Source organism: Vibrio sp. PSi01 (assembly GCF_054960695.1).
Genome location: NZ_JBHNYN010000015.1, coordinates 1 through 21,937, shown reverse-complemented (window position 1 = coordinate 21,937; position 21,937 = coordinate 1). Strand labels below are relative to the sequence as shown.

General features: G+C 40.6%; 16 protein-coding genes. 14 read left to right on the top strand and 2 right to left on the bottom strand.

All coding sequences use genetic code 11. The features are described from left to right. Positions 1-3: 3 nt before the first annotated feature. From rfbC to ACFI6G_RS17265, 4 genes are all read left to right on the top strand, one after another. On the top strand, positions 4-552 hold the full coding sequence (gene rfbC / locus ACFI6G_RS17280; protein ID WP_462710367.1) for a dTDP-4-dehydrorhamnose 3,5-epimerase: 549 nt from the start codon (positions 4-6) through the stop codon (positions 550-552). A 293-nt stretch (positions 553-845) separates the two neighbouring features. After that, positions 846-1,634 (top strand): ABC transporter permease, encoded by a 789-nt coding sequence (locus ACFI6G_RS17275; protein WP_462710366.1) that lies wholly within the window; start codon positions 846-848, stop codon positions 1,632-1,634. Positions 1,635-1,645: 11 nt separating this feature from the next. Continuing rightward, positions 1,646-2,887: an ABC transporter ATP-binding protein gene (locus tag ACFI6G_RS17270; protein WP_372225475.1), complete on the top strand. Its 1,242-nt coding sequence runs from the start codon at positions 1,646-1,648 to the stop codon at positions 2,885-2,887. 3 nt (positions 2,888-2,890) lie between these two features. Continuing rightward, positions 2,891-6,574 carry a glycosyltransferase gene (locus ACFI6G_RS17265; protein WP_462710365.1) on the top strand — a complete coding sequence of 1,228 codons (3,684 nt, stop codon included), beginning with the start codon at positions 2,891-2,893 and terminating at the stop codon, positions 6,572-6,574. 389 nt (positions 6,575-6,963) lie between these two features. Here the strand turns inward: ACFI6G_RS17265 and ACFI6G_RS17260 are convergent, their stop codons facing one another. Both ACFI6G_RS17260 and ACFI6G_RS17255 read right to left on the bottom strand, forming a co-directional pair. After that, entirely contained in the window at positions 6,964-7,725 is a 762-nt protein-coding gene (locus tag ACFI6G_RS17260) for a glycosyltransferase (RefSeq protein ID WP_462710364.1), read from the bottom strand. Then, entirely contained in the window at positions 7,722-9,605 is a 1,884-nt protein-coding gene (locus tag ACFI6G_RS17255; RefSeq protein WP_462710363.1) for a polysaccharide biosynthesis protein, read from the bottom strand. Before ACFI6G_RS17255 ends, ACFI6G_RS17260 begins: the two co-directional genes overlap by 4 nt. Positions 9,606-9,801: 196 nt before the next feature. Between ACFI6G_RS17255 and ACFI6G_RS17250 the strand changes: the two genes are divergently transcribed. The 10 genes from ACFI6G_RS17250 to ACFI6G_RS17205 all read left to right on the top strand — a co-directional run bounded on the left by ACFI6G_RS17250 (position 9,802) and on the right by ACFI6G_RS17205 (position 21,892). Then, complete coding sequence (locus tag ACFI6G_RS17250) at positions 9,802-10,791, top strand: UDP-glucose 4-epimerase family protein (protein ID WP_462710362.1); 990 nt, start codon at positions 9,802-9,804, stop codon at positions 10,789-10,791. Between the two features lie 472 nt (positions 10,792-11,263). Continuing rightward, the gene (locus tag ACFI6G_RS17245; RefSeq protein ID WP_462710361.1) at positions 11,264-11,551 is read left to right on the top strand and encodes a GIY-YIG nuclease family protein; all 288 of its coding nucleotides are present in this window, start codon (positions 11,264-11,266) and stop codon (positions 11,549-11,551) included. Positions 11,552-11,696: 145 nt separating this feature from the next. Then, a complete protein-coding gene (locus ACFI6G_RS17240; protein WP_016792503.1) occupies positions 11,697-12,242 on the top strand; it encodes a sugar transferase in 546 nt (181 codons plus the stop codon). Positions 12,243-12,597: 355 nt separating this feature from the next. Then, positions 12,598-12,843, top strand: coding sequence for a hypothetical protein (locus ACFI6G_RS17235; protein ID WP_016784037.1), 246 nt, complete (start codon positions 12,598-12,600; stop codon positions 12,841-12,843). 130 nt (positions 12,844-12,973) lie between these two features. Next, a complete protein-coding gene (locus tag ACFI6G_RS17230) occupies positions 12,974-13,678 on the top strand; it encodes a YjbF family lipoprotein (protein ID WP_371963345.1) in 705 nt (234 codons plus the stop codon). 66 nt (positions 13,679-13,744) lie between these two features. Then, positions 13,745-14,632: a capsule biosynthesis GfcC family protein gene (locus tag ACFI6G_RS17225; RefSeq protein WP_462710381.1), complete on the top strand. Its 888-nt coding sequence runs from the start codon at positions 13,745-13,747 to the stop codon at positions 14,630-14,632. Next, on the top strand, positions 14,632-16,899 hold the full coding sequence (locus ACFI6G_RS17220; protein ID WP_102364280.1) for a YjbH domain-containing protein: 2,268 nt from the start codon (positions 14,632-14,634) through the stop codon (positions 16,897-16,899). The genes ACFI6G_RS17225 and ACFI6G_RS17220 overlap by 1 nt, the downstream gene beginning before the upstream one ends. A gap of 892 nt (positions 16,900-17,791) precedes the next feature. Then, positions 17,792-18,925, top strand: coding sequence for a polysaccharide export protein (locus ACFI6G_RS17215; protein ID WP_029189227.1), 1,134 nt, complete (start codon positions 17,792-17,794; stop codon positions 18,923-18,925). Positions 18,926-19,096: 171 nt separating this feature from the next. Continuing rightward, a complete protein-coding gene (locus ACFI6G_RS17210; RefSeq protein ID WP_462710360.1) occupies positions 19,097-19,537 on the top strand; it encodes a low molecular weight protein-tyrosine-phosphatase in 441 nt (146 codons plus the stop codon). A 183-nt stretch (positions 19,538-19,720) separates the two neighbouring features. Beyond that, entirely contained in the window at positions 19,721-21,892 is a 2,172-nt protein-coding gene (locus ACFI6G_RS17205) for a polysaccharide biosynthesis tyrosine autokinase (protein WP_462710359.1), read from the top strand. Positions 21,893-21,937 lie beyond the last annotated feature (45 nt).

Genomic DNA, 21,937 nt, shown 5'->3' with positions numbered 1-21,937 from the left:
AAAATGAAAGTAATCGATACTCGTATTCCTGATGTAAAAATCATAGAGCCAAGTGTATTTGGTGATGAGCGTGGTTTCTTTATGGAAACCTGGAATCAAAAGCAATTCGAAGAACTAGTAACGTGCAAACCGACTCAATTTGTACAAGATAATCACTCTAAATCGAAGAAAGGTATCTTACGCGGCCTGCATTACCAAACAGAGAACACACAAGGCAAGTTAGTTCGCGTTGTTTCTGGCGAAGTGTTTGATGTGGCCGTTGATATTCGAAAAGGCTCACCAACGTTTGGTCAATGGGTAGGAGAATATTTATCTGCTGAAAACAAACGACAGTTGTGGGTGCCTGAAGGGTTTGCGCATGGTTTTTATGTGACGAGTGATGATGCGGAGTTTGTTTATAAGTGTACGGATTATTATAACCCTAATGCTGAAATATCTATCAAGTGGGATGATTCAACTTTAAATATTCAGTGGCCTGTATTAGGAGAGCCAATTTTGTCTGCAAAAGATAAAATTGGCTTAGATTTAGAAAGTGCATTTACATTCAATTAAACAGATACAAAAAATAATAAAATTCATATTTTGGTATAATTCGTGAGTTATTGAGGTAATAATCTAAATTTATTACGGCTAGTTGCTGTATTTATGGCTTTATATGCGAATTCTTTCGATTTTTACTGTAAAAAAGTCATGGGTTTCTTAATTTAGATTCATTTGGAGGGCTTGGAATTAGTGTTTTTTATTATAAGTGGTTATCTTATGGTACTGTTTGATTAAGATTAAGATTAAGATTAAGATCAAGTTATTAATAAGAAAAATGTTAATGGTTCTAACTAGAGGCTCGAATGAACTTCATAATATCTCTTTTAAAAGATAGACGCATACTCATAAATTTAATATCTAATGATTTAAAATCTAGGTATTTGACTAATTACTTAGGTTTTTTATGGGCTTTTATACAACCTTGTGCAACAGCATTGACATTGTGGTTAGTTTTTACCTTTGGTTTTAAAGCCGCGCCTCAAAGTGAGGTGCCTTTTTTTCTATGGCTTATTTGTGGGCTTATACCATGGTTCTTTGTAGTAGAAGGACTGAGTAGTGGGTGCGCTTCAATAACAGATAATAGCTTTTTAGTTAAGAAGATAGTATTTAAAGTTTCCCTATTACCAGTTGTAAAAATAGGTTCAGCACTTATTGTACATTCTTTTTTTGTTGTCCTGCTGTGCGGGTTGTATGTATTTTATGGCTTTGAACCAAATTTATATTGGTTACAGCTTTTCTACTATATTTCTTGCGCATCTTTGTTACTGCTTGCCTTAGCTTGGCTAACAAGTTCAGTCGTTGTTTTCTTCTCCGATTTAACTCAAATTGTAGCGATGTTGATTCAATTTGGCTTCTGGCTAACTCCTGTTTTTTGGAATATTGATACTATCCAAGGAAGTGCTGCCAATATACTGAAGCTTAACCCGTTTTATTACATTGTTGAAGGTTTTAGAGACTCAATGATCAAGCAAGTATGGTTTTGGGAGAAACCTCAAGAACTAATGATCTTTTGGGGCGGCCTTTTAGTTTTGTTGTTTTTATCTATGGTCATTTTTAAACGCCTACGACCACATTTTGCGGATGTATTGTGATGATTAGTAATATGATTGAAGTATCGAATTTAAATAAAGTATATAAACTATATCATCGCCCATTGGACAGGTTTTTGGAAGCTGTTTCGCTGACATCAACCTCCAGGCATAAAGAATTCCATGCACTGTCAAATGTCAGTTTTAAAATCCCCCAAGGGCGTACAGTTGGTATTCTTGGCAAGAATGGTGCGGGTAAAAGCACACTATTAAAGATATTAACGGGTGTATTAACACCTTCGTCGGGATCTGTGAATGTTAACGGCCGAATCTCTTCATTATTGGAGCTCGGTGCTGGTTTTAATCCTGAATATACGGGGTTGGAAAATATATACTTTCAAGGAACATTGCTCGGTTTTTCGAAAGATGAAGTGACTGAAAAACTAGATGGTATTTTAAATTTTGCAGACATTGGTGATTTCATTCATCAACCCGTTCGTTTATATAGTAGCGGAATGTTCGCACGATTGGCTTTTTCCGTTGCTATCAATGTTGAACCAGATGTGTTGATGATAGACGAAGCACTGAGTGTTGGAGATGCAGGTTTTCAACTGAAGTGCATGCTCAAAATGCAAGAATTGCAAAAGAGAGGCATTACCATTTTATTTGTATCGCATGATACTCAATCTATTATTCGATTTTGCCAATCGGTAATGATAATGCAAAACGGAGAATTAATTGAATACAGTGATGATGTTATTTCTTCGGCTAAAAATTATGAAAAGAAAATCAGAAACTTAGGTGAAGATTTTGATTTAGAAGGGCAAGAAGAAAAAGTCAAAGATAAATCTTACGACGATGAGCTTGGTGATATAAAAGAAGTAAGGTTTGGTTCAGGTACGACTAAAATAGTTGCCGTTGAATTTTACAACGAAAATGGACAAAAAGAGACACACTTTAAACCCGGGAGTGATGTTCTGTTACGTTGTTATTTAGATTCAAGTGTGGCACAAAAATCGGTCGTTATTGGCTTTTCGTTAAGAAATGCTAAGGGTGTGGATGTTGCCGGCGATAATACCTTATTAGCAAAAGGAAATTTAGACCTTGAAAATGGTCAATATAATATTGACTTTACATTTCCTTTGAACATTCCTAGTGGTGAATATTTCTTGTATATCGGGGTTGCTAGCTTAGATGGAGAAAGAGTTGAACTCGATCAGCGTTGGCCCTTACGTAAGATAATTGTTACTGGCGGTAGAGAAGTGGTTGGGGTCGCATATTGCCCTTCACGTGTAGAAATAATGAAGGTTAAGTAATTTATGATTCAGGTTGGAAACTCAGATATTTCAGATAGTGTTAAGTTCAAAGTGGCTGATGCTGGCGTCTGTATAATCGATGATGGCGTTGAAATCAGAGACTTTGTGGTTATTGAGTGTGGTGATGGTGGTTATATCCATATAAAAAGTGGAACTGTTATTAATAGCCATACTTGGATCAATGCTAGCGGAAAAGTAACGATAGGAAAGGACGTATTAATTGGTCCGAATGTCTCTATCACTTCTACTTCACATCGTCATACTCTTACTAAAAAAATTAAAGATCAAGGGATGCAAGTAAGTGAAGTTGAAATCGGTAATGATGTGTGGATTGGTTCCGGTTGTTCAATACTTGCCGGTGTAAGTATTGGTGAAAGTTCGATTATTGCAGCTAATGCTGTTGTTAAATTTGACATAGGTAGTGTTTGTATTGCTGCTGGTAATCCCGCCCAATATATTTCTGAAAGGAAATACAAAACAGTTGTTTTTTATACATTGCCTCTTGTAATTAGAGAGCAACCAACACTATTTAGCAGTATTGTTGATGTATATAAGCCATTAATGGAAAAATTTTCTGCTATGGGTTGGCGTTGTGTTTTAGTTGGCACAGAGCAATTGGTTGAAGAATACCCTGATTTTCCATTTGACTTAGTGAGTCCTAAAACTTACGGGATGAGTTACCAAGATCATGTCAGTGCAGATTGGTTGGATGATTGGACTAAAATTCTCACCGGAAAAGAACTCCCATACCATAATTCATTTCTAAATAAACTCATGTCTGATGTTGACCCATCGTTGGTTTTTTGTTGGAACTACGATGGAATATTGAAAGGGGTCTGTGAGGGGTTATGTTTACCTATTCTATTTAATGAATTAGGACTTCTTCGTCCGCCGAACCCTATGGCTTATTACTCTGATCCGAAAGGTGTTAATACTACGGCCGGGTTAATTGACGAATTCAGAGAATATAAATCTAAGTTAAAACCTCAAAGTAGTGACTACGTCAATTATGATAGATTACATATATTAGAAAATAATTACCAATCTACAAAAGAAAGAAAATTTGATAGTGTTTTGATTTTGCTACAAGTAAATGATGATTCTAATATTATTCTGGGAAGCCCCTTTGAATCGATGCAAGAATACGTTGACTGTATATCTTCAGCTTTAGCTAATTCGAATTATAAAGTAATCGTTAAACCTCACCCATTGGATAAAAGTCCAATTTTAAATGAAGATGTTGTTGTTGAGGATAAACATGCAGATACAACATCTTTGATTGCAAATGCTGCTGCTGTATTCACCATTAATTCATCCGCTGGTTTTGAGGCTGCCCTTGCAGGAAAAACGGTGTATGTCTTAGGTAAGTCGCCCTATAGCGGGTTAGGTATCACCATCGATGTAGATTCTCCTTCGATGTTACCAAAAATATGGGAAATGAATAAAACAGTATTAGATATCAGCCGTCAACATCGTGCAGATGTAATTAACTTTATTTATGAAACTTATTTTTTAGATAGCGATGCTTTCTCACAACCATCTGCTCATTTCACTCGTTTGATTGAGAGCAAAAGGGATGCTAAAAAAGGGACTCGAAAAGATTTCATTACAGAGTGTGAAGTCAACAGGCAACAAGCCTATATATCCTATCTTGAAACTAATAACAGTGAACTTAAAGAAGGTGTTGATTATTTAAATTTAGAAGTTGAAAAAGAAAAGAACGTCAGTAGAAAACTAGCTGAAAGTTATGATTTAATAATAAAGTCTATTTCATGGCGTATCACTCGTCCGTTGCGATTCTTTAGAATGTTAATTTTAGACCCTAGCTTTGCTTTAAGGAAAATATATCACCGCTTTCCTATTTTATCTCCTGTCGTTTCAAGATTGAGATTTATAAAGCAACGATTAGTTAATTTTTCAAAAAACATTTTCAATTCTAACGATAATATTGCAGCACTTCAATCATTATCAAATCGTCGAGCATTGTATCAATTACCTAAACTAGTGACTAGTGAACTACCTGTGATCGCAGTGTCAATTGTTACTTATAATAGTGAGAAGTGGATTGATGATTTTTTTAAATCTTTATTACAACAATCTTACCCACTAGATAAATTGAACTTAGTTTTAGTCGATAATGGTTCATCTGATAATACGGTTAACGCTCTAGAAGAATACAAAAATAAAATAGGTGAAAAATTCAAATGCTTTTCTATTATTAGGGGCGACAATATCGGATTTGGTGCGGGGCATGATACTGCTATCAATGCTAGCGATGAGTCATTAATCCTGATCAGTAATATAGATTTAACTTTCACTCGTGATGCATTAAAAACGGTAGTGCAGGCAGCAACAAGTGATATTTCAAGTGACGTTGCTTGCTGGGAGTTGCGACAGGCTCCGTATGAACACCCTAAATATTATGATCCTGTTACATTAGAAACTAATTGGTCATCTCATGCTTGTATTCTTGTGCAGAGGGAAGCGTACCAAAAGGTAAAAGGTTATGACGATAAAATCTTCATGTATGGTGAAGATGTAGAGCTATCATATAGATTTAGGTCATTCGGCTACCACTTGAAATATTGTCCTAAAGCACTGGTTTTTCATCATACTTATGAGCATGAAAGCCAAGTTAAACCATTACAGTATAGAGGCAGCACTCTCGCTAATTTCAACTTAAGGTTGAGGTACGGAAAATGGTTTGATAAAGCAGTTATTATTATTTTGCAGTTTGGGCTTTTGAGCAGACCCGCTCCCTATCCCTCTGCTCGTAAAGATGTTGCAAGAAACTTGCTTAAGTTCATTAGAGAAGGGCAGCACTTTCGCACTGGTAAAGGACTAAGTGAGTCAGTCTTTTTCCCATTTAGAATGTTTGACTATGAAATGATAAGGGAAGGTGCATTTTGGCCGGTGGGAACGGAGATTTCAAAATCTCCATTAGTCACGGTTATTGTTCGAACTTATAAGGGGAGGGCTGAATATTTAAGGCAAGCATTAATTTCCATATGTAATCAGACTTACCCTTGTGTTGAAATTGTCGTAGTGGAAGATGGAGGTGATACTCACCATGATCTTGTACAATCTATAGCGTCACTTTCTAATTTTGATATTTCCTATTACCACCTGGAAAAGGTTGGTCGTTCTGTAACTGGGAATTATGGTCTTGAGAAAGCAAAAGGAAAATATTGTGTCTTTTTAGATGATGATGATTTACTTTTCGCTGATCATGTAGAAGTTCTTGTATCTGCTATTGAAAATGATAATCAAACTGTTGCAGCTTATTCTCTAGCAATGGAGGTTTGGACTAAACAGTTAAATGCACAGGGTGAATACAGAGAAGAATTTTTCGATACTCCAGAATCATTTAAGCAAGAATTTGACTATGCTGTTTTGGAAGACCATAACTTCATTCCTATTCAATCAATCCTATTTCAACGTCAGCTTTATATAGATCGAGGTGGGTTTGAAGAAGATATGGACAACTTGGAAGATTGGAACTTATGGTTAAGATACGGGTATGAAAATAAATTTGCTTACGTACCGAAAACGACATCTTTATTTAGAACTCCTGCAGACCCTAATATTAGAGAAGGTCGTCACTCACAATTACACCAAGCATATTTAGTTGCTAAAGAAAGGGCCAGAAAATCTTGTGAGCAGTATAGAAGTAAAGAAAATATATAAGGTATAAATTTTTCAATATAATCACTGGAAAAGTTCATGAGGATGTTTAAGTGAGGCCTAGTATATTAAGTTCTCACTTCTTAAACATCACTATATCTGAGATTATAATAGAAGATGCTTGATTCTGCGTAAATCAGGATCATGCTATGTAACGCTAGTTCTAAATAAGTAACAATAATTTGATCTGATGTACGATAGTGAGCGAGAAGATCGTGCATCAGTTCATAACCGTCTGAATTTGGGTTACAGACTTATAAAGGTTGAAATCGCGTAACGAACTATTGAGCCTTTCTCATATACAATTTTTGATGGTTTCAGTGGAGTTGTTACTTAACTCGAGTTGAAAGGATATAGTTTAATTAATAATAAATAAGAATGTTTTAAGTGCTTTATTTTCGATCTAATATAGAGGTAATAAAATACCGAAAGTTACTGTGTGCATAATATATGAAGGTCTTTGTAAAAATACTTCTATTGTTAAACTGTGCATCATGTATAGCTTTATAGTAAGGATAATAGGTAATTAATATATCTTTCATGCTAGCTCTTCTGCATATGTCAGCATCTTCAAAGTACATGAAATATTTTTCATCAAACCCATTTAACTGTTCATAAACTGAAAACTCGAATAGTAAAAATGACCCTGCAGCCCAATCAACATGAAGAGAAGTACTAATTTTAGACTTATCATAATGATCGGTTCTTTTCATGCCGAATAACGTTTTAATTGGATTGAGTAGTGATGGGAATCGACGAATAGAGTTATCATAAATGGTCATTTCTCTATCTCGATATAAGTTAATGGTAGAAATTAGACTATTATCTTTCTTAACTCTTTTTAATAGGTCAAATATTGTGAATGCATCAATTTCTACATCTGGATTTAATACTAGGAAATAATCATTATTTTTCATGCCTAACTTTTTTTCGGCATATCGAAATACTTCATTGTTGTTAGCTCCAAATCCTTTTCTATTGGTTCCTTGAATTAGATGAATTTGATTTTCTTCACAGTACTTCTTTAACGAAGTAGAGGCTTGGGTGTTCGATTTTAAAATGACTTGATGTTCCAACGCCAAATCTTTCAAGGTTGAGTTGTCACAAATCATCTCATCATGATTATGGTTTACTACTGAAATAAATAAAGTCACACGTTTGCTCTTTCTTGGTCTTGTGGTTTGTACCCGGTAGGCGCATCTAATAAAATTTGGATTATGCATTCTTCATCAAAGTTATGACAACAACCATCGAGTTGTTTCAAAAGTGGCTGCATTTTACTCCAACTCAACATCAGCTCTCTGGCTGTCATAATCTTTTGATGGCCACTACCTTCCACATTATCCCCAATCAAAAGCTCTTCATAAAGTTTTTCTCCTGGTCTTAGGCCCGTAAATTTAATCTCGATATCGCCCTCTTGAGGTGATCCCTCTATATTTTCTTGCATACCCATGAGGTGAATCATTCGTTTCGCTAGGTCTAAAATCTTGACTGGTTCACCCATGTCGAGGACGAACACTTGACCATTGTTACCCATTGCTCCTGCTTGTATAACAAGCTGAGCAGCTTCGGGGATAAGCATGAAATAACGAATGATATCAGGGTGAGTTACGGTTACAGGGCCGCCACATTTGATTTGCTTTTTGAATAATGGAACAACCGAGCCTGAAGAGCCTAGGACATTACCAAAACGTACCATTGTGAAATTTGTGGTGTTTTGTTTGTCCGCCAACGCTTGAAGAACCAACTCAGCCATGCGCTTGGTTGCCCCCATTACGTTGGTTGGTCTCACTGCTTTATCTGTTGAGATTAGAGTGAAGTTTTTTACCCCTGTTTGGATCGCAGCTTCAGCGCAAGCAAGTGTGCCAAACACATTATTACGAACGCCTTCCACAATATTATCTTCAACCAATGGAACATGTTTATATGCTGCAGCATGGTAAACAGTTTCAACTCCGTGCGCTATCATCAGTTTTTCTAAGCGGTTTTGTCTCTGAACGGAACCCAGAGCTGCAACGATTCGAGTTTCGCTTTTTAAGTTTATTTTTGTCGAATTTAATTCTTGGTCGATTTTGTAAAGGTTGTATTCATTTAGCTCAAACAGTACAAGTGTTTTGGGTTTCTGTGACATGATTTGACGACACAGCTCAGAGCCAATAGAGCCTCCAGCACCAGTGACCAGTACATTCTTATTAAAAATATTTTGTGCTAAAAGTGCCTTGTCAGGATCAACTGCAGCTCTTCCAAGTAGATCAGCAACGTCTAAGTCTTTTACGTCAGTTGCTGTCGCTTTTCCTGCAGCAATATCTTCTACTGATGGAACGGATTGTACTGCGATTGGCCAATGCGATAATTTTTCAACCAATCTCAAACGCTCTCCTTTATTTATCCCATTAATGGCTAAAAGCAGCTTTACGGGTTGATAAAGGGATTGAAGGTGTTCAAATTCACTTGGGTGATGGACCTTTAGTCCAAACAATATTTGACCTGACTTTGTAGGGTCATCATCAAGTAAAACTACTGGGTTGTACTCGTCACCTTGAATGAGAGCATATGTCAAGTCGCGACCTGTTGCTCCTGCGCCATAAATAAATACATTGGGCTTTTGACGCTTAAACCAGTGATAGTAGATCGAACGGATGAGTATTCTAGGACCACCTAACGTCAGGGTTGCCAAACCAGCATATATAAACGGGACACTTCTAGGTATGAACGAGTGGAAAAAGAATCCACTCATTATTAAAGCTAAGGTCGAAATTATAACGCCAAAGAAAATGTTGCCCACTGCAGGTAGCATCATATAGCGTAGGACTGCTCGGTACATTCCTAATTTGACGAAGCTATAAATTGTGATTGAAACAGTAATGAAAAGAGTGATTAGTTCCTCTATTTCGACTTCAAAAAATGCATTTCCAAGCCTCAATGCTACAGCTAAATAGAGTGAAAGCACGATAGCGAAAATGTCATAACCGATACTGATGAAACGCTTATTCTTGCGTTTGGCATTTAGTAATATTTGTATTGGTCTGATCATTGTCTTCCTTAGCGGTCTACTGAGCGTATTAAGCTTTATAGTTATAGTTATAGTTATAGTTATAGTTATAGTTAAGGCGGTATTTTAATGCTCTTAAGTGCGGTAAGCTAGTTGTAATTGATGGTTCTGTGTTGCTCAGTAGTTTTGCTGTTGGTGCTGCTTGTTTTTTGTTCAATATGTAGAGCTTTTTTGTGTTATGAAATTATTAGTCACTGGTAGTACGGGCTTTATCGGCTCTCGCGTTGCGAAGTTAGCACAAGAGTGTCAGTGGGAAGTTGTGCCCGTAGTGCGAAAAGCGGCACAAATACAGCCTAATAGCTTGTTTGTTAATAGCCAGTTTGTTAATAGCCAGTTTGTTAATAGCTTTGCTGTTTCTTCTATTGATTCGAGTACAGATTGGTCTGGTGCATTTGACGGTGTGGATTGTGTTGTTCACTGTGCTGCTCGAGTACATCAAATGAATGAAAGTGAGCAAGATGCTTTAGCCGCTTATCGAGAAGTTAATACTCTGGGGACGTTAACTCTAGCGAGACAAGCCGCCGATGCAGGCGTTAAGAGATTTGTCTTTGTTAGCTCGATTAAGGTGAACGGTGAATTGAGTGAATTAGACTCACCCTTTGAGCCTGATTTCAATCATACTCCGCAAGACCCTTATGGCTTGAGTAAGTATGAAGCCGAGACTGAGTTAGCGCAACTTGCCAAAGATACAGGGTTAGAAGTGGTTATCATTAGACCGCCTTTGGTTTACGGACCTGGCGTAAAAGCGAACTTCTTATCAATGATGCGTTTGATTGATAAAGGCATTCCGTTACCGTTTGGCGCTATAAAAAACCAAAGAAGTTTGGTTTATTTGGATAATCTATCTGATTTGATACTGACGTGTTGCGAGCACCCTTCAGCTCCGGGTCGTACCTTCTTAGTATCGGATGATAATGATGTGTCGACAACTCAATTAATGCGAACTATTGCGTTATCAATGGGCAAGGTTCCGAGGCTTTTGCCTATTCCAATGTCTTGGATACAAGCTGGATCGTCAATTTTAAATAAGCAGCATATAGCGCAAAGAGTATGTGGCAACCTCCAAGTGGAAGTAGGTTTGACGAAAGAGGTTTTAGGGTGGAAGCCCCCAGTTACTTTTGAGCAAGGGGTTAAAAACACAGTGCAAGCGTATTTAGATTCCAAATAACTCGTTCCTCACTTCTTAAGTAACAGAATGGCGGAATGACGATATTGGGTTTCTCATTTTGGGAATGATGATCTTGGGCTCTGAGTTGTTTGGAGTTGGGGCGTTGATACTGTGCGTTGGTTTTTGGATAATGTGTTGATTTTGAGTGACGTTGTTTTTTGCATAATAGTATAAGATATGTGCTTTGTGGTATATGGTTGTCATTCTGAACAGCGAGGCACGATCGTGATTCAGTATCTGTGTTGTGCGGTGTTTGGTTCAGGGGCTTTAGATTCCAAATAACTCGTTCCTCGTTTTTGGAATGACGGTGTGGGATTCCTCAATTTCGGAATGACGTGTGGTTGCTCGTTGTTTGGGGGCTTTATTTAAGTTGTCATTCTGAATAGCGAGGCACGAGCGTGATTCAGAATCTGTGTTGTGTGTATACAGTTGGCTTATTTTGTCTTTCACTGATAATAAACTAAGGGGAATTATGGATAGACAGCCCTGTGTATATGTACTTTCATCTCCAAATAACAACGTGTTATATATTGGCGTGACAAGTCAGTTGAAGCAACGAATTTGGCAGCATAAGAATAATATCATGCATTCTATTACCTCTAAATATAATGTTCATAACCTTGTTTACTATGAATTATTTGAAGGTATAGAAGCGGCAATTGCTAGGGAGAAGCAACTCAAAACATGGAAACGTGCTTGGAAAAATGAGTTGGTAAAGAGTGTTAATCCTAGTTGGCAAGATTTGTATAACACGCTTTAGATTCCAGATACTCCGTTCTGGAATGACGAAGTCGCGAGTGGTGAGTATCGAAGAGTTTTGGAGTCTTAGCGTTACTTAAGTTGTCATTCTGAACAGCGAGGCACGAGCGTGATTCAGAATCTGTGTTTTTAGAAAGGGTTTTAAGTTGATTCGTATATTAGATTTTATTTTTGCTTTCTTTGGCTTGTTGTTCCTTTGGCCTGTATTTGTTGTTATTTGTATCCTCGGCTATTTTGATACGGGTTCTCCTGTCTTTTTTCAGACCCGAGTAGGGCGCAACAAAAAACCATTCACTTTAGTTAAATTCCGCACCATGCCAGTGGAAACAAAATCTGTTGCCACTCATTTAGTTGGCGCTAGCTCTGTCACCAAATTAGGTGGGTTTCTACGTAAGACGAAACTGGATGAACTCCCTCAATTGTACAACGTGCTTAAAGGTGAAATGAGTTTAGTTGGCCCAAGACCATGTTTGTTTAACCAACAACAACTGATCGATGAAAGAGAATCAAGAGGCGTACTCGCGGTAAGACCAGGTGTAACCGGATTAGCTCAAATCAACGATATCGATATGTCGACACCGAAAAAACTCGCAGAGTGGGATCAACGCATGATTAACACGCTGAATACTAAATTGTATTTCCAGTACATTATTCAAACCGTTTTAGGCAAAGGCTCTGGCGACAGAGTGTAGTTAACAGTTAATAGCAAGCAGCTAATAGCAAACAGTTGGCTGCATCTTATCTCTAGGCTCAGGTGTGTTTTACCTTCTGAGCTTGGCAGAGGTTTATCTTGTCAGCTTAACAATCGGTTTGTGTGCTTACCTTATCTTGCATAGGCATTAGCATGGGGATAGGTTTCTGCTTTGCACTCATATTTGTGTGACGCTATTTCCTAAATAATGCATTAAAGGTATTGCTTATGATTTATCCATTTACTTGATTGTGGTTATTATCTATCATGATCAATCAGTTGTTTAAGCTGAGCAACTGATTGAGGGTGTAAAACTTACCCTCTACATATAAACGTTTATATTAATGGAAATCATTATGAAAAAGATGGCTCTAGCAGCTGCATTAGCAGTTAGCTTCTCAGGTGCTGCATTCGCAGCTGAAACGACAGCAGCAGCGGGCACTGGTTCTGGTACTGGTACAGCAGCAGGCGCTGGTGCATCTGCAGCAGCAGCTGGCACAGCAACAACCGTTGCAGTTGCGACAGCAGCAGTAGCAGCAGCGGCAGCAGTAGCCGTTGCTTCTAACGAAAGCGGCGCAACGACTACAACAACTACTCGATAATTTTTGAGTAATACATGTTTTAGTTAACGTATGTTCAAAACCATTTTGTGTGAAAGCATAAAGTGGTTTTTTTATATCAGATTTTCATATTGGACATCAGCAACAAGATTGCTAGGAAGCAGAACTCATCATGCTTAAACCTCTAATCATATCCCTTGGTCTTTTTCTTGCTGGTTGTTCTCAGCAGTTTCAAGACGTCAATTCCACTTTTGATGAAGCCTTTTTTGGAAGCTCTGATGTTGAGCTGTCGAAGGAATACATTCAAAACTTACCTTATTCGAGCATTTATGCCGAAGTGAATGACCAAGGTAAAATCTTCATGGTCTTAGCGTACGTCGGTGAAAACCCGCAAACGGGCGCAGAACAGTTAAAGTGGATGTCTTCTGACAAAGCGATGATCGTCACTGAAAATGGACGTGTCGTACAAACGCTGTTGCTTCCTTACGAAAACCTTTCTGGTTTGGCATTCCAACCGTTAAATACGTTCTCTTCTGGAAACAATTCGTCAGCCGATTCTTCTTCTGAGTTTGATGTGTCTGCCAACCCCGGAGCTCAAAAATGGCAAGCGGTTTACGACTGGCAACCTAACTATCGATTCGGCTATAAAGCGAACATCACCCGAACGTATGCGGGAAATGAAACGGTTGAAACTCCGTTAGCGTCTATCGATACCAAGAAGTTCCAAGAAAAAATTCAATTCCCAATGTTAGAACAAGACATCACCAACGAATATTGGGTCGACAGCAAAGGCAAAGTGGTAAAAACCATACAGTATTTAGGCCCTGATATGACAAGGCTTGAGTTAACCGTCCTTAAGCATTATCAAAGCAATTAACGAACAGGGTGATGAACTAAAATGATGAATTATATGAGTCATACATCAAAAATGACGGGGCGTCGGTTGCCAGTAGTGAGAGCTCTGTTAATGATGAGCGCTTTGTTTGCTTTGAGCTCCGCTTCTGCGGCTTCTGATCTTGTTACGCCTGACAGCGCTTCTTCGGTTAAAACAATAATCGAGCTTCCTCTTCAAGGTGTGACGCTTGAGTATCAAACTAACGTTCGACTGCTTCGTGTATTAGACGACGCAAACGCGAATGCGAGCTCTAACGCTAACGGTACTATTGGTTACTTCCCCCTTTCGGCTCAACTGTTTGATGAAACTAATACTGAAGCGACTGCAGTTACTGGATTTAAAGAAGCTAACGAATCTATCGAAGCCAAAAAGCGCAATGTACTGAACCAGCTTGAAGCTTTCGCAGTAGAAGAGCCAGAAGCAAATTTAGTGCGCCAACAATTAGCCTCTTTCCAATATCTCAATCGAGTTTTTATTGAGTTAGACCGTAATGCGGTTATCTCGCAATCAGATAAGAACCCACTGCTTGTTTCAAGTTCTCATACTAACAAGCCGTCGTCTGATGCCATAAAAAGAGTGTCGACTAGCGAAACTCAAGCCTTTTCTCTGTACTTACCACAACGGCCAACGTCAATTCAGTTGATGGGTGCAATGAAAGAGTCGGTAACAATGAATCTGATTGAGCATGGCACGTTGAATGATTACCTCGATGCATTACCGAACGGCTTTGTTGGTGAATCTGCAGATAAAAGTGTGGCGTATGTTGTTCAGCCAGATGGCGTGGTGCAAACCATTCAATATGCGTACTGGAACGAGCAGCCGGTGTACTTAGCACCAGGTGCTATCGTATTTATGGCGTTCTACTCTCTGCCATCGGAATACTCAACGTTGAACCAAGATATTGTCGATTTGCTACGTCATAAGGTTGGCCTGTAATGCTGAAACAGAAATCATTCCCTCTATCGGCAGTGTGCACATCGGTTACCTGCGCCTTGTTAATGACCAACAGTGTTCCGACAAGAGCAGAAACAACCATTGATTCCTCTTCGATTCGAGCAGAAAAATCATCATTCGACGACACTGAATACAGAACATCGCAAATGAACTTTGGTGGTGTTGGCTTAATGCAAATGCCGACAGGCCGAATGGCACCAGAAGGTGAGTTCAACTTTAGTGCTTCGTTTAACAATGAGTACTATTTTTATAACGTGAGCCTACAGGTGATGCCTTGGCTTGAAACCACCATTCGTTATACACAAGTACAAGATCTGCTTTATAGCGGAGGCGCAGACCAAGATTGTTCTCAAAACTCATTCAGTGGCTGTACTAAATACACAGATAAAGGCATCGACTTTAAACTGCGCTTAATCGAAGAAGGGTATTACTTACCTGAAGTATCGGTTGGTATGCGTGACTTTGGTGGTACCGGTTTATTTGATGGCGAGTTTGTTGCGGCGACCAAACGCTTTGGCCCGGTTGATTTTACCTTGGGCATGGCTTGGGGATACATGGGCACCAGTGGCAACTTCACTAACCCATTGTGTAAAGCCAGTGACAAGTATTGTGATCGCCCTTCAGATACTAAAGGCAATGGCGGCAGTGTTGACTTTGAACGTTGGTTTAAAGGCGATGCGGCGATTTATGGTGGTTTTGAATATCAAACCCCGTATAAGCCGTTAACCTTGAAGCTTGAATACGATGGCAACGATTATTCTCAAGACTTCCCAGTAGTACGTGGTGGTGTCGACATGACACAACACACGCCATGGAACGTGGGTGCGGTTTACCGTTTCACCGATTGGGGTTCGGCTAAAGTGAGCTACGAGCGAGGTGATACGCTAACCCTTGGTTTCGATCTCTCTACCAATTTCAACGAAATGTATTCCGTGTGGCGAGATACCGAAACAGCAGAGTTACGCCCGAGTGGTGTCGAGACGGTTGATGACATCGATATGGCGGCCCTTGCAAGCCAACTTGAAACGATCGCTGGTTATGAACAAGCGCAAATCTTGGTCGACGATAACAGCATTGTGGTCAAGGGCACTCAGGTTAAATATCGAGACAGAGATATCGCTGTTGAACGCGGTGCGACCGTGATCGCGAATGCGGTGCCAAGTTACATTGATACTTACAAGATCATCGAAAACGATAAATCGATGGAACTCACCGAGACAACGGTCAATGCCCAAGCGTTCAAAGCGGCGGCGAACAACAATTATCTTAATGCTCAAACCCGTGATGCTTCACACACTCACGAATTAGAACGCAAGAAATCCGTTATCTATCATGATGGGCGTGAGCGATTCGATGTGTCGATTTCACCAAACCTCGCTCAATCGTTCGGCTCGGCTGAAAACTTCTATTTATACAGTTTGGGTCTATACACCAATGCTTCGTTCTGGGCGTTAAACAATGTCGAACTGTCGGGTTCTCTTTACGTTAACTTAATCGATAACTACGACAAGTTTAATTATACCGTCCCATCAGACGGCACTGATCAAACGCCAAGAGTAAGAACCTTGTTCCGCTCTTACGTTGACGATCCGGTTCGCTTAGATCGCTTACAACTGACTTGGTTTGAAGACTACGGCAGCGGTGTCTACACCCAAGCTTACGGTGGTTACCTTGAAAGCATGTTTGCGGGTGTGGGGGGCGAAATCCTGTATCGACCATTCAACCAAAACTGGGCCATTGGCGCAGACATGACAGCAATAAGCCAGCGCGATCCTGAAAGTTGGTTCGGCACGTTTGATCAAGAGATCCAAGTCAACCCAGATGACAGCAGCCGAACGTATAAAGTGATCGATAAGGGCACGACGGGCTTCATCACCGGTTACTACACCCCACAATGGGACTTCTTGAGCGATACCTTGCTTAAAGTGGGCGTCGGTAAATTCCTTGCGGGTGATATCGGTACTCGTGTCGATTTCTCTAAGCAGTTCAAGAGTGGCGTTATTGCCGGTGCGTTTGTCAGCTTAACCGACATGACAACGGAAGAGTACGGTGAAGGCAGCTATACCAAAGGCTTCTATGTATCAATACCGTTTGATCTCGTTACCGTGAAGCCAAGCTCAAGCCGCGCAGGCTTTACCTGGTTACCGATCACGCGTGACGGCGGCCAAGTGTTGAATAAGCAATACAACTTGTTCGATCAAACTGATGCTCGCTCTCCTTGGTTCCAAAGACCAAGCAGCGTTAAGTAGATTTAGGGGCCGATACGAAACAGAGGCTGATGCGAGACAAAGGTTGATGCGATAAAAAGAGTGGCGTCATTCTGAACAGCGAGGTACGAGCGTGATTCAGAATCCGGTTGTGTTTAGTTGTTCAGCAGGTTTTAGATTTCAAATAACTCGTCCCTCACTTTTTTAGTTACAGAGTGGCGGAATGACGAAATAGCGGAATGACGAAATAAGGGTGTTGGCTTCGTTTGAGTCGTCATTCTGAACAGCGAGGCACGAGCGTGATTCAGAATCCGGTTGTGTTTAGTTGTTCAGTGTTTAGATTTCAAATAACTCGTCCCTCACTTTTTTAGTTACAGAGTGGCGGAATGACGAAATAGCGGAGTGACGAAATAAGGGTGTTGGCTTCGTTTCAGTCGTCATTCTGAACAGCGAGGTACGAGCGTGATTCAGAATCTGTGTTTGTTTGGAATGACGAAGTCTAAGAATTACGGATTCATAGGCTTTCAACTATTTGCATCCGCTCCTAGGCTCTCTCATCAACCCTTAAGCTCTTTCACCTTGAATGCTTTTACCTTGAGAGCATTCAACTAGGTTGATAATAAGCACAGATTGTGGATAATGCTTACGCAATAAAATAACCGTGTGGAAGTACGGTCTTTGACACGGTTTACGACAAAAAAACTTCTATCTCAATTCCAAATAGATAGAGGCACATTAACTACGCAGTGTGATGTCGCGGAATATCAAAGGGCGGTAGCGTCCCACTTCCCAATCGTAAATGGGAGCAAGATCACAGCTCTTTCACTCCTTGGCTCTATTAAATACTGCGTAGCTGATAAAATGACTCGCTTAACTTCCTTTGGGTATCCTTCGGGATATCACGACACATTCCGTTTCTATGAACTTGGTTAACATGAAGATTAATAAAAATCGTCTCCTTATAGCGCTCCTTCCTGCACTGCTTGCAGGCTGTACGACTCCAGGAACACACCTTACGACTGGCAATAAGAATGTGATTCAGCCTTCAGAGGAACAACAAGAGTCTGATATTTCTGACGTGGTTAATCTTTACCCATTGACGGCTCAATCGGTATCAAACTACCGAAATGACTCTTTATCGGTTTCACAAGCAAACCCAGAACTCGATGTTGATATCGCCAAGTATGAATATCAAGTGGGTGTCGGTGATATCCTAAACATTACTATTTGGGATCACCCTGAATTGACCATTCCTGCTGGTTCTTACCGGAGTAGTGCCGAAGCGGGTAACTGGGTTCATGCTGATGGCACCATCTTCTACCCGTACATTGGTACTGTTGAAGTTGCCGGTAAAACCGTCCGTGAAGTGCGTGCTGATATTGCAAACCGCTTAGCGAAATACATCGAAAGCCCTCAGGTTGATGTTAACGTCGCGGCTTTCCGATCTAAGAAAACTTACATTACCGGTGAGGTTTCAAAACCTGGCCAGCAAGCAATTACCAATATCCCTTTAACATTACTGGATGCCGTGAACCGCTCTGGTGGTTTGTCTGAAGATGCTGATTGGCGTAATGTTTCATTAACGCGTAATGGCGTGGAAGAAAACATCTCGCTTTATGGTTTGATGCAACGTGGTGACTTAACTCAAAATCGCTTACTGCAAGCGGGTGATATTGTTCACGTACCGCGTAACGATAATCAAAAAGTCTTCGTGATGGGTGAAGTGAATGACCCACAATTGTTGAAGATCGACCGTGTCGGCATGAGCCTAACGGAAGCACTCAGCAACGTAGGCGGCATCAACCAGCTAACGGCAGATGCAACGGGCGTGTTCGTTATCCGCACTTCGGATGATAAATCTGAACGCATGGCCGATATCTACCAACTGAATATGGAAGATGCCTCTGCATTGGTGATTGGCACCGAGTTTGATCTGAAACCTTACGACATTGTGTATGTTACCGCCGCACCAATCAGCCGCTGGAACCGTGTTATTGGTCAACTTGTACCGACCATTTCTGGCTTCAACGACCTAACCGAAGGCATGTTGCGCGTTCGTAATTGGTAATAAGCCCTGGTTGGTAATAAACCCTGCGTGGTAATCAACCCTGATCGGTAATCAGCTCTGATTGAGAATCAGGTTGCATTTCTCGTGTAGCCTGATTTTTATATTTATAAGCTAAGCGCGTCAGATTTATAAATACGCTCGGTTTACGAAAACTAACGTTATAAGTGAATTATGTTTAATAAAATTTTGGTGGTGTGCGTTGGTAATATTTGTCGCTCACCAACTGGAGAACGTGTTCTTCAAAAATTGCTTCCCAACAAAGAAGTGGCCTCTGCAGGTATTGCTGCCGAAAAAAGTCGTTTAATCGGTAAGCCAGCCGATGATACGGCGATTTTGATCGCCTCTGAAAATGGTGTCGATGTTGAAAATCACCAATCTCAACAAGTCACACCGCAGCTTTGTGCTCAGTATGATTTAATATTGGTGATGGAAAAGGGCCATTTAGAAGCGCTCACTCAAATATCACCGGAAGCGCGTGGTAAAACCATGCTGTTTGGCCAGTGGATTGGTCAGAAAGACATTCCCGACCCGTATCGTCAAAGCCGTGAAGCATTTGAATATGCCTATCAATTGATTGACGAAGCGGCACAAGCTTGGGCGAAAAAACTGTAACGGATGCTGTCATTTAATCTAGATAGCCTTTAGCTTTAAGCAGTTAAGCAGTTAAGCAGTTAAGCAGTTAAGCAGTTAAGCAGTTAAGCTTGAATCGCCACCAATAGAATCACATAAGAGGTAAGGGTACGTAAGCCGTACGTCACTTATCTTCAAAATATTAGTTTAGGAAGTAGCAATCTGATGACAACACAACCATCTCAGCAATCACACACAGATAACTCTGATGAGATAGATTTAGGGAAACTGCTTGGTATCCTGTTGGACGCTAAATGGTTAATCATGGTCACCACATTTGCTTTTGCTGTGTTCGGTATCGCGTTTGCGCTACTTTCGACTCCGATTTACAAAGCGGACGCACTGATTCAAATTGAAGAGAAGAGCTCTGGCGGCATTTCATCGATGGTTGGTGATATGGGCGAGTTGTTCTCTCAAGAATCTTCTGCCACGACAGAGGTTGAGATCATTAAATCTCGTATGATCTTGGGCGAAACGGTTGATAAATTCAATTTAACCACCGTAACTACACCGAGTTATGCACCGATTGTCGGTAAAGGGTTTGCTCGCCTAACCGGTGATATTAACCACATTGTCGTGAGCCGTTTTGCATTGCCAAGCTATGCCAGCGATTACGGACATACGATTCAGATCGTCGATGCTGAAAAAGGCACTTACCAGTTAGTTCGTGACGATGAACGCGTTATCTTGAAGGGTAAAGTAGGGGAGCTCGCGACAGCAGACGATTACAGCTTGTTTGTTGCTGGCTTTGAGTCGAGCAATGGCTTTGAATTTACCATTGGTAAACGCAGCCGATTAGAAGCCATTGAATGGCTGAAATCTTCTTTGTCTCTGTCTGAACAAGGTAAGCAAACCGGCATTTTGAAGCTAAGCTTTGAAGGCGAGAACAAGCAGCAGATCTCTGAGATACTCAACCATATCAGCCAGATCTACTTCTTACAGAACGTGAAGCGTAATTCAGCGGAAGCAGAGAAGAGCTTATCTTTCTTAGAAAGCCACCTTCCGGGCATTAAATCTGAGCTAACGGGCTACGAAGACACACTGAACAACTACCGCCAAGAAAACGAATCGATCGACTTGGGCTTAGAAGCACAATCCACCTTGAAGGTAATGGTAGAGCTTGAAGCGCAATTGAATGAGCTGACGTTCAAAGAGAGCGAAATTAGTCAACGCTTCACAAAAGATCACCCAGCTTATAAATCACTGCTTGATAAGCGTAAAACGTTACTCGGCGAGAAAGAGCGCCTAAACAAGCAAGTACAAAAATTACCGAAAACCCAACGTGAAGTACTGCGTATGACACGTGATGTTGAAGTAAACCAACAGATCTACATCCAGCTATTAAATAAGGTTCAAGAACTGAGCATTATTAAAGCCGGCACCGTGGGTAACGTTCGTATTTTAGATGACGCTCAAGCGTATGCTCGCGCAGTGAAACCGAAGAAGCCATTGATTGTTGTGTTAGCCACGCTACTGGGTGGTATGCTCAGTGTCGCGTTTGTGTTAGTAAAAGCAGCATTCCACCGAGGCGTTGAAAGCCCAGACCAAATTGAACAGATTGGCCTGCCAGTATACGCAGCCGTACCAAAATCTGATTTGCAGATAGAGCTGAGCAATCGCTTTAAATCAAAGAAACAGAAAACTAAGGGTGCTCAAGCGCTGCTTGCTGAATCTAACCCTGCGGATCTTTCGGTTGAAGCACTGCGTGGCCTTCGTACCAGCTTGCACTTCGCGATGCTAGAAGCGAAAAACAACATTCTGATGATTTCAGGCCCTGCGCCCGGCATTGGTAAATCATTCATCTCGACCAACTTTGCCGCAGTCGCCGCAAAAACAGGCCAAAAGGTATTGTTGATTGATGGCGATATGCGTAAAGGTTACCTACAACAGAGCTTTGGAGTGAGCTGGGATAACGGTCTTTCTGATGTGCTGAGCGGTAAGCAAGAGTTTGCTCAATCTATTAAAGCCACACCGGTAGAGAACCTAGACATTATTACTCGCGGTCAAGTGCCACCCAATCCATCGGAGCTGCTGATGCACCCCCGCTTTGCAGAACTAATGGAATGGGCATCGAAAGAGTATGACTTGGTGATTGTTGATACCCCACCAGTACTTGCGGTAACCGACCCAAGTATTGTTGGCGCCTTTGCAGGTACCACATTAATGGTTGCGCGTTACGGTCAAAACACCATTAAAGAGATCGATGTGGCTCGTCACCGCTTTGAACAATCGGGTATCGAAGTGAAAGGCGTTATCTTCAACGCCATCGAGAAGAAAGCATCAAGCTCATACGGCTATGGTTACTACAACTACTCATATTCGAGCGATAAGAAGTAAAGAAAGCAGATACGGGATGTGGTGAAACATCCCGTTATTCCATTA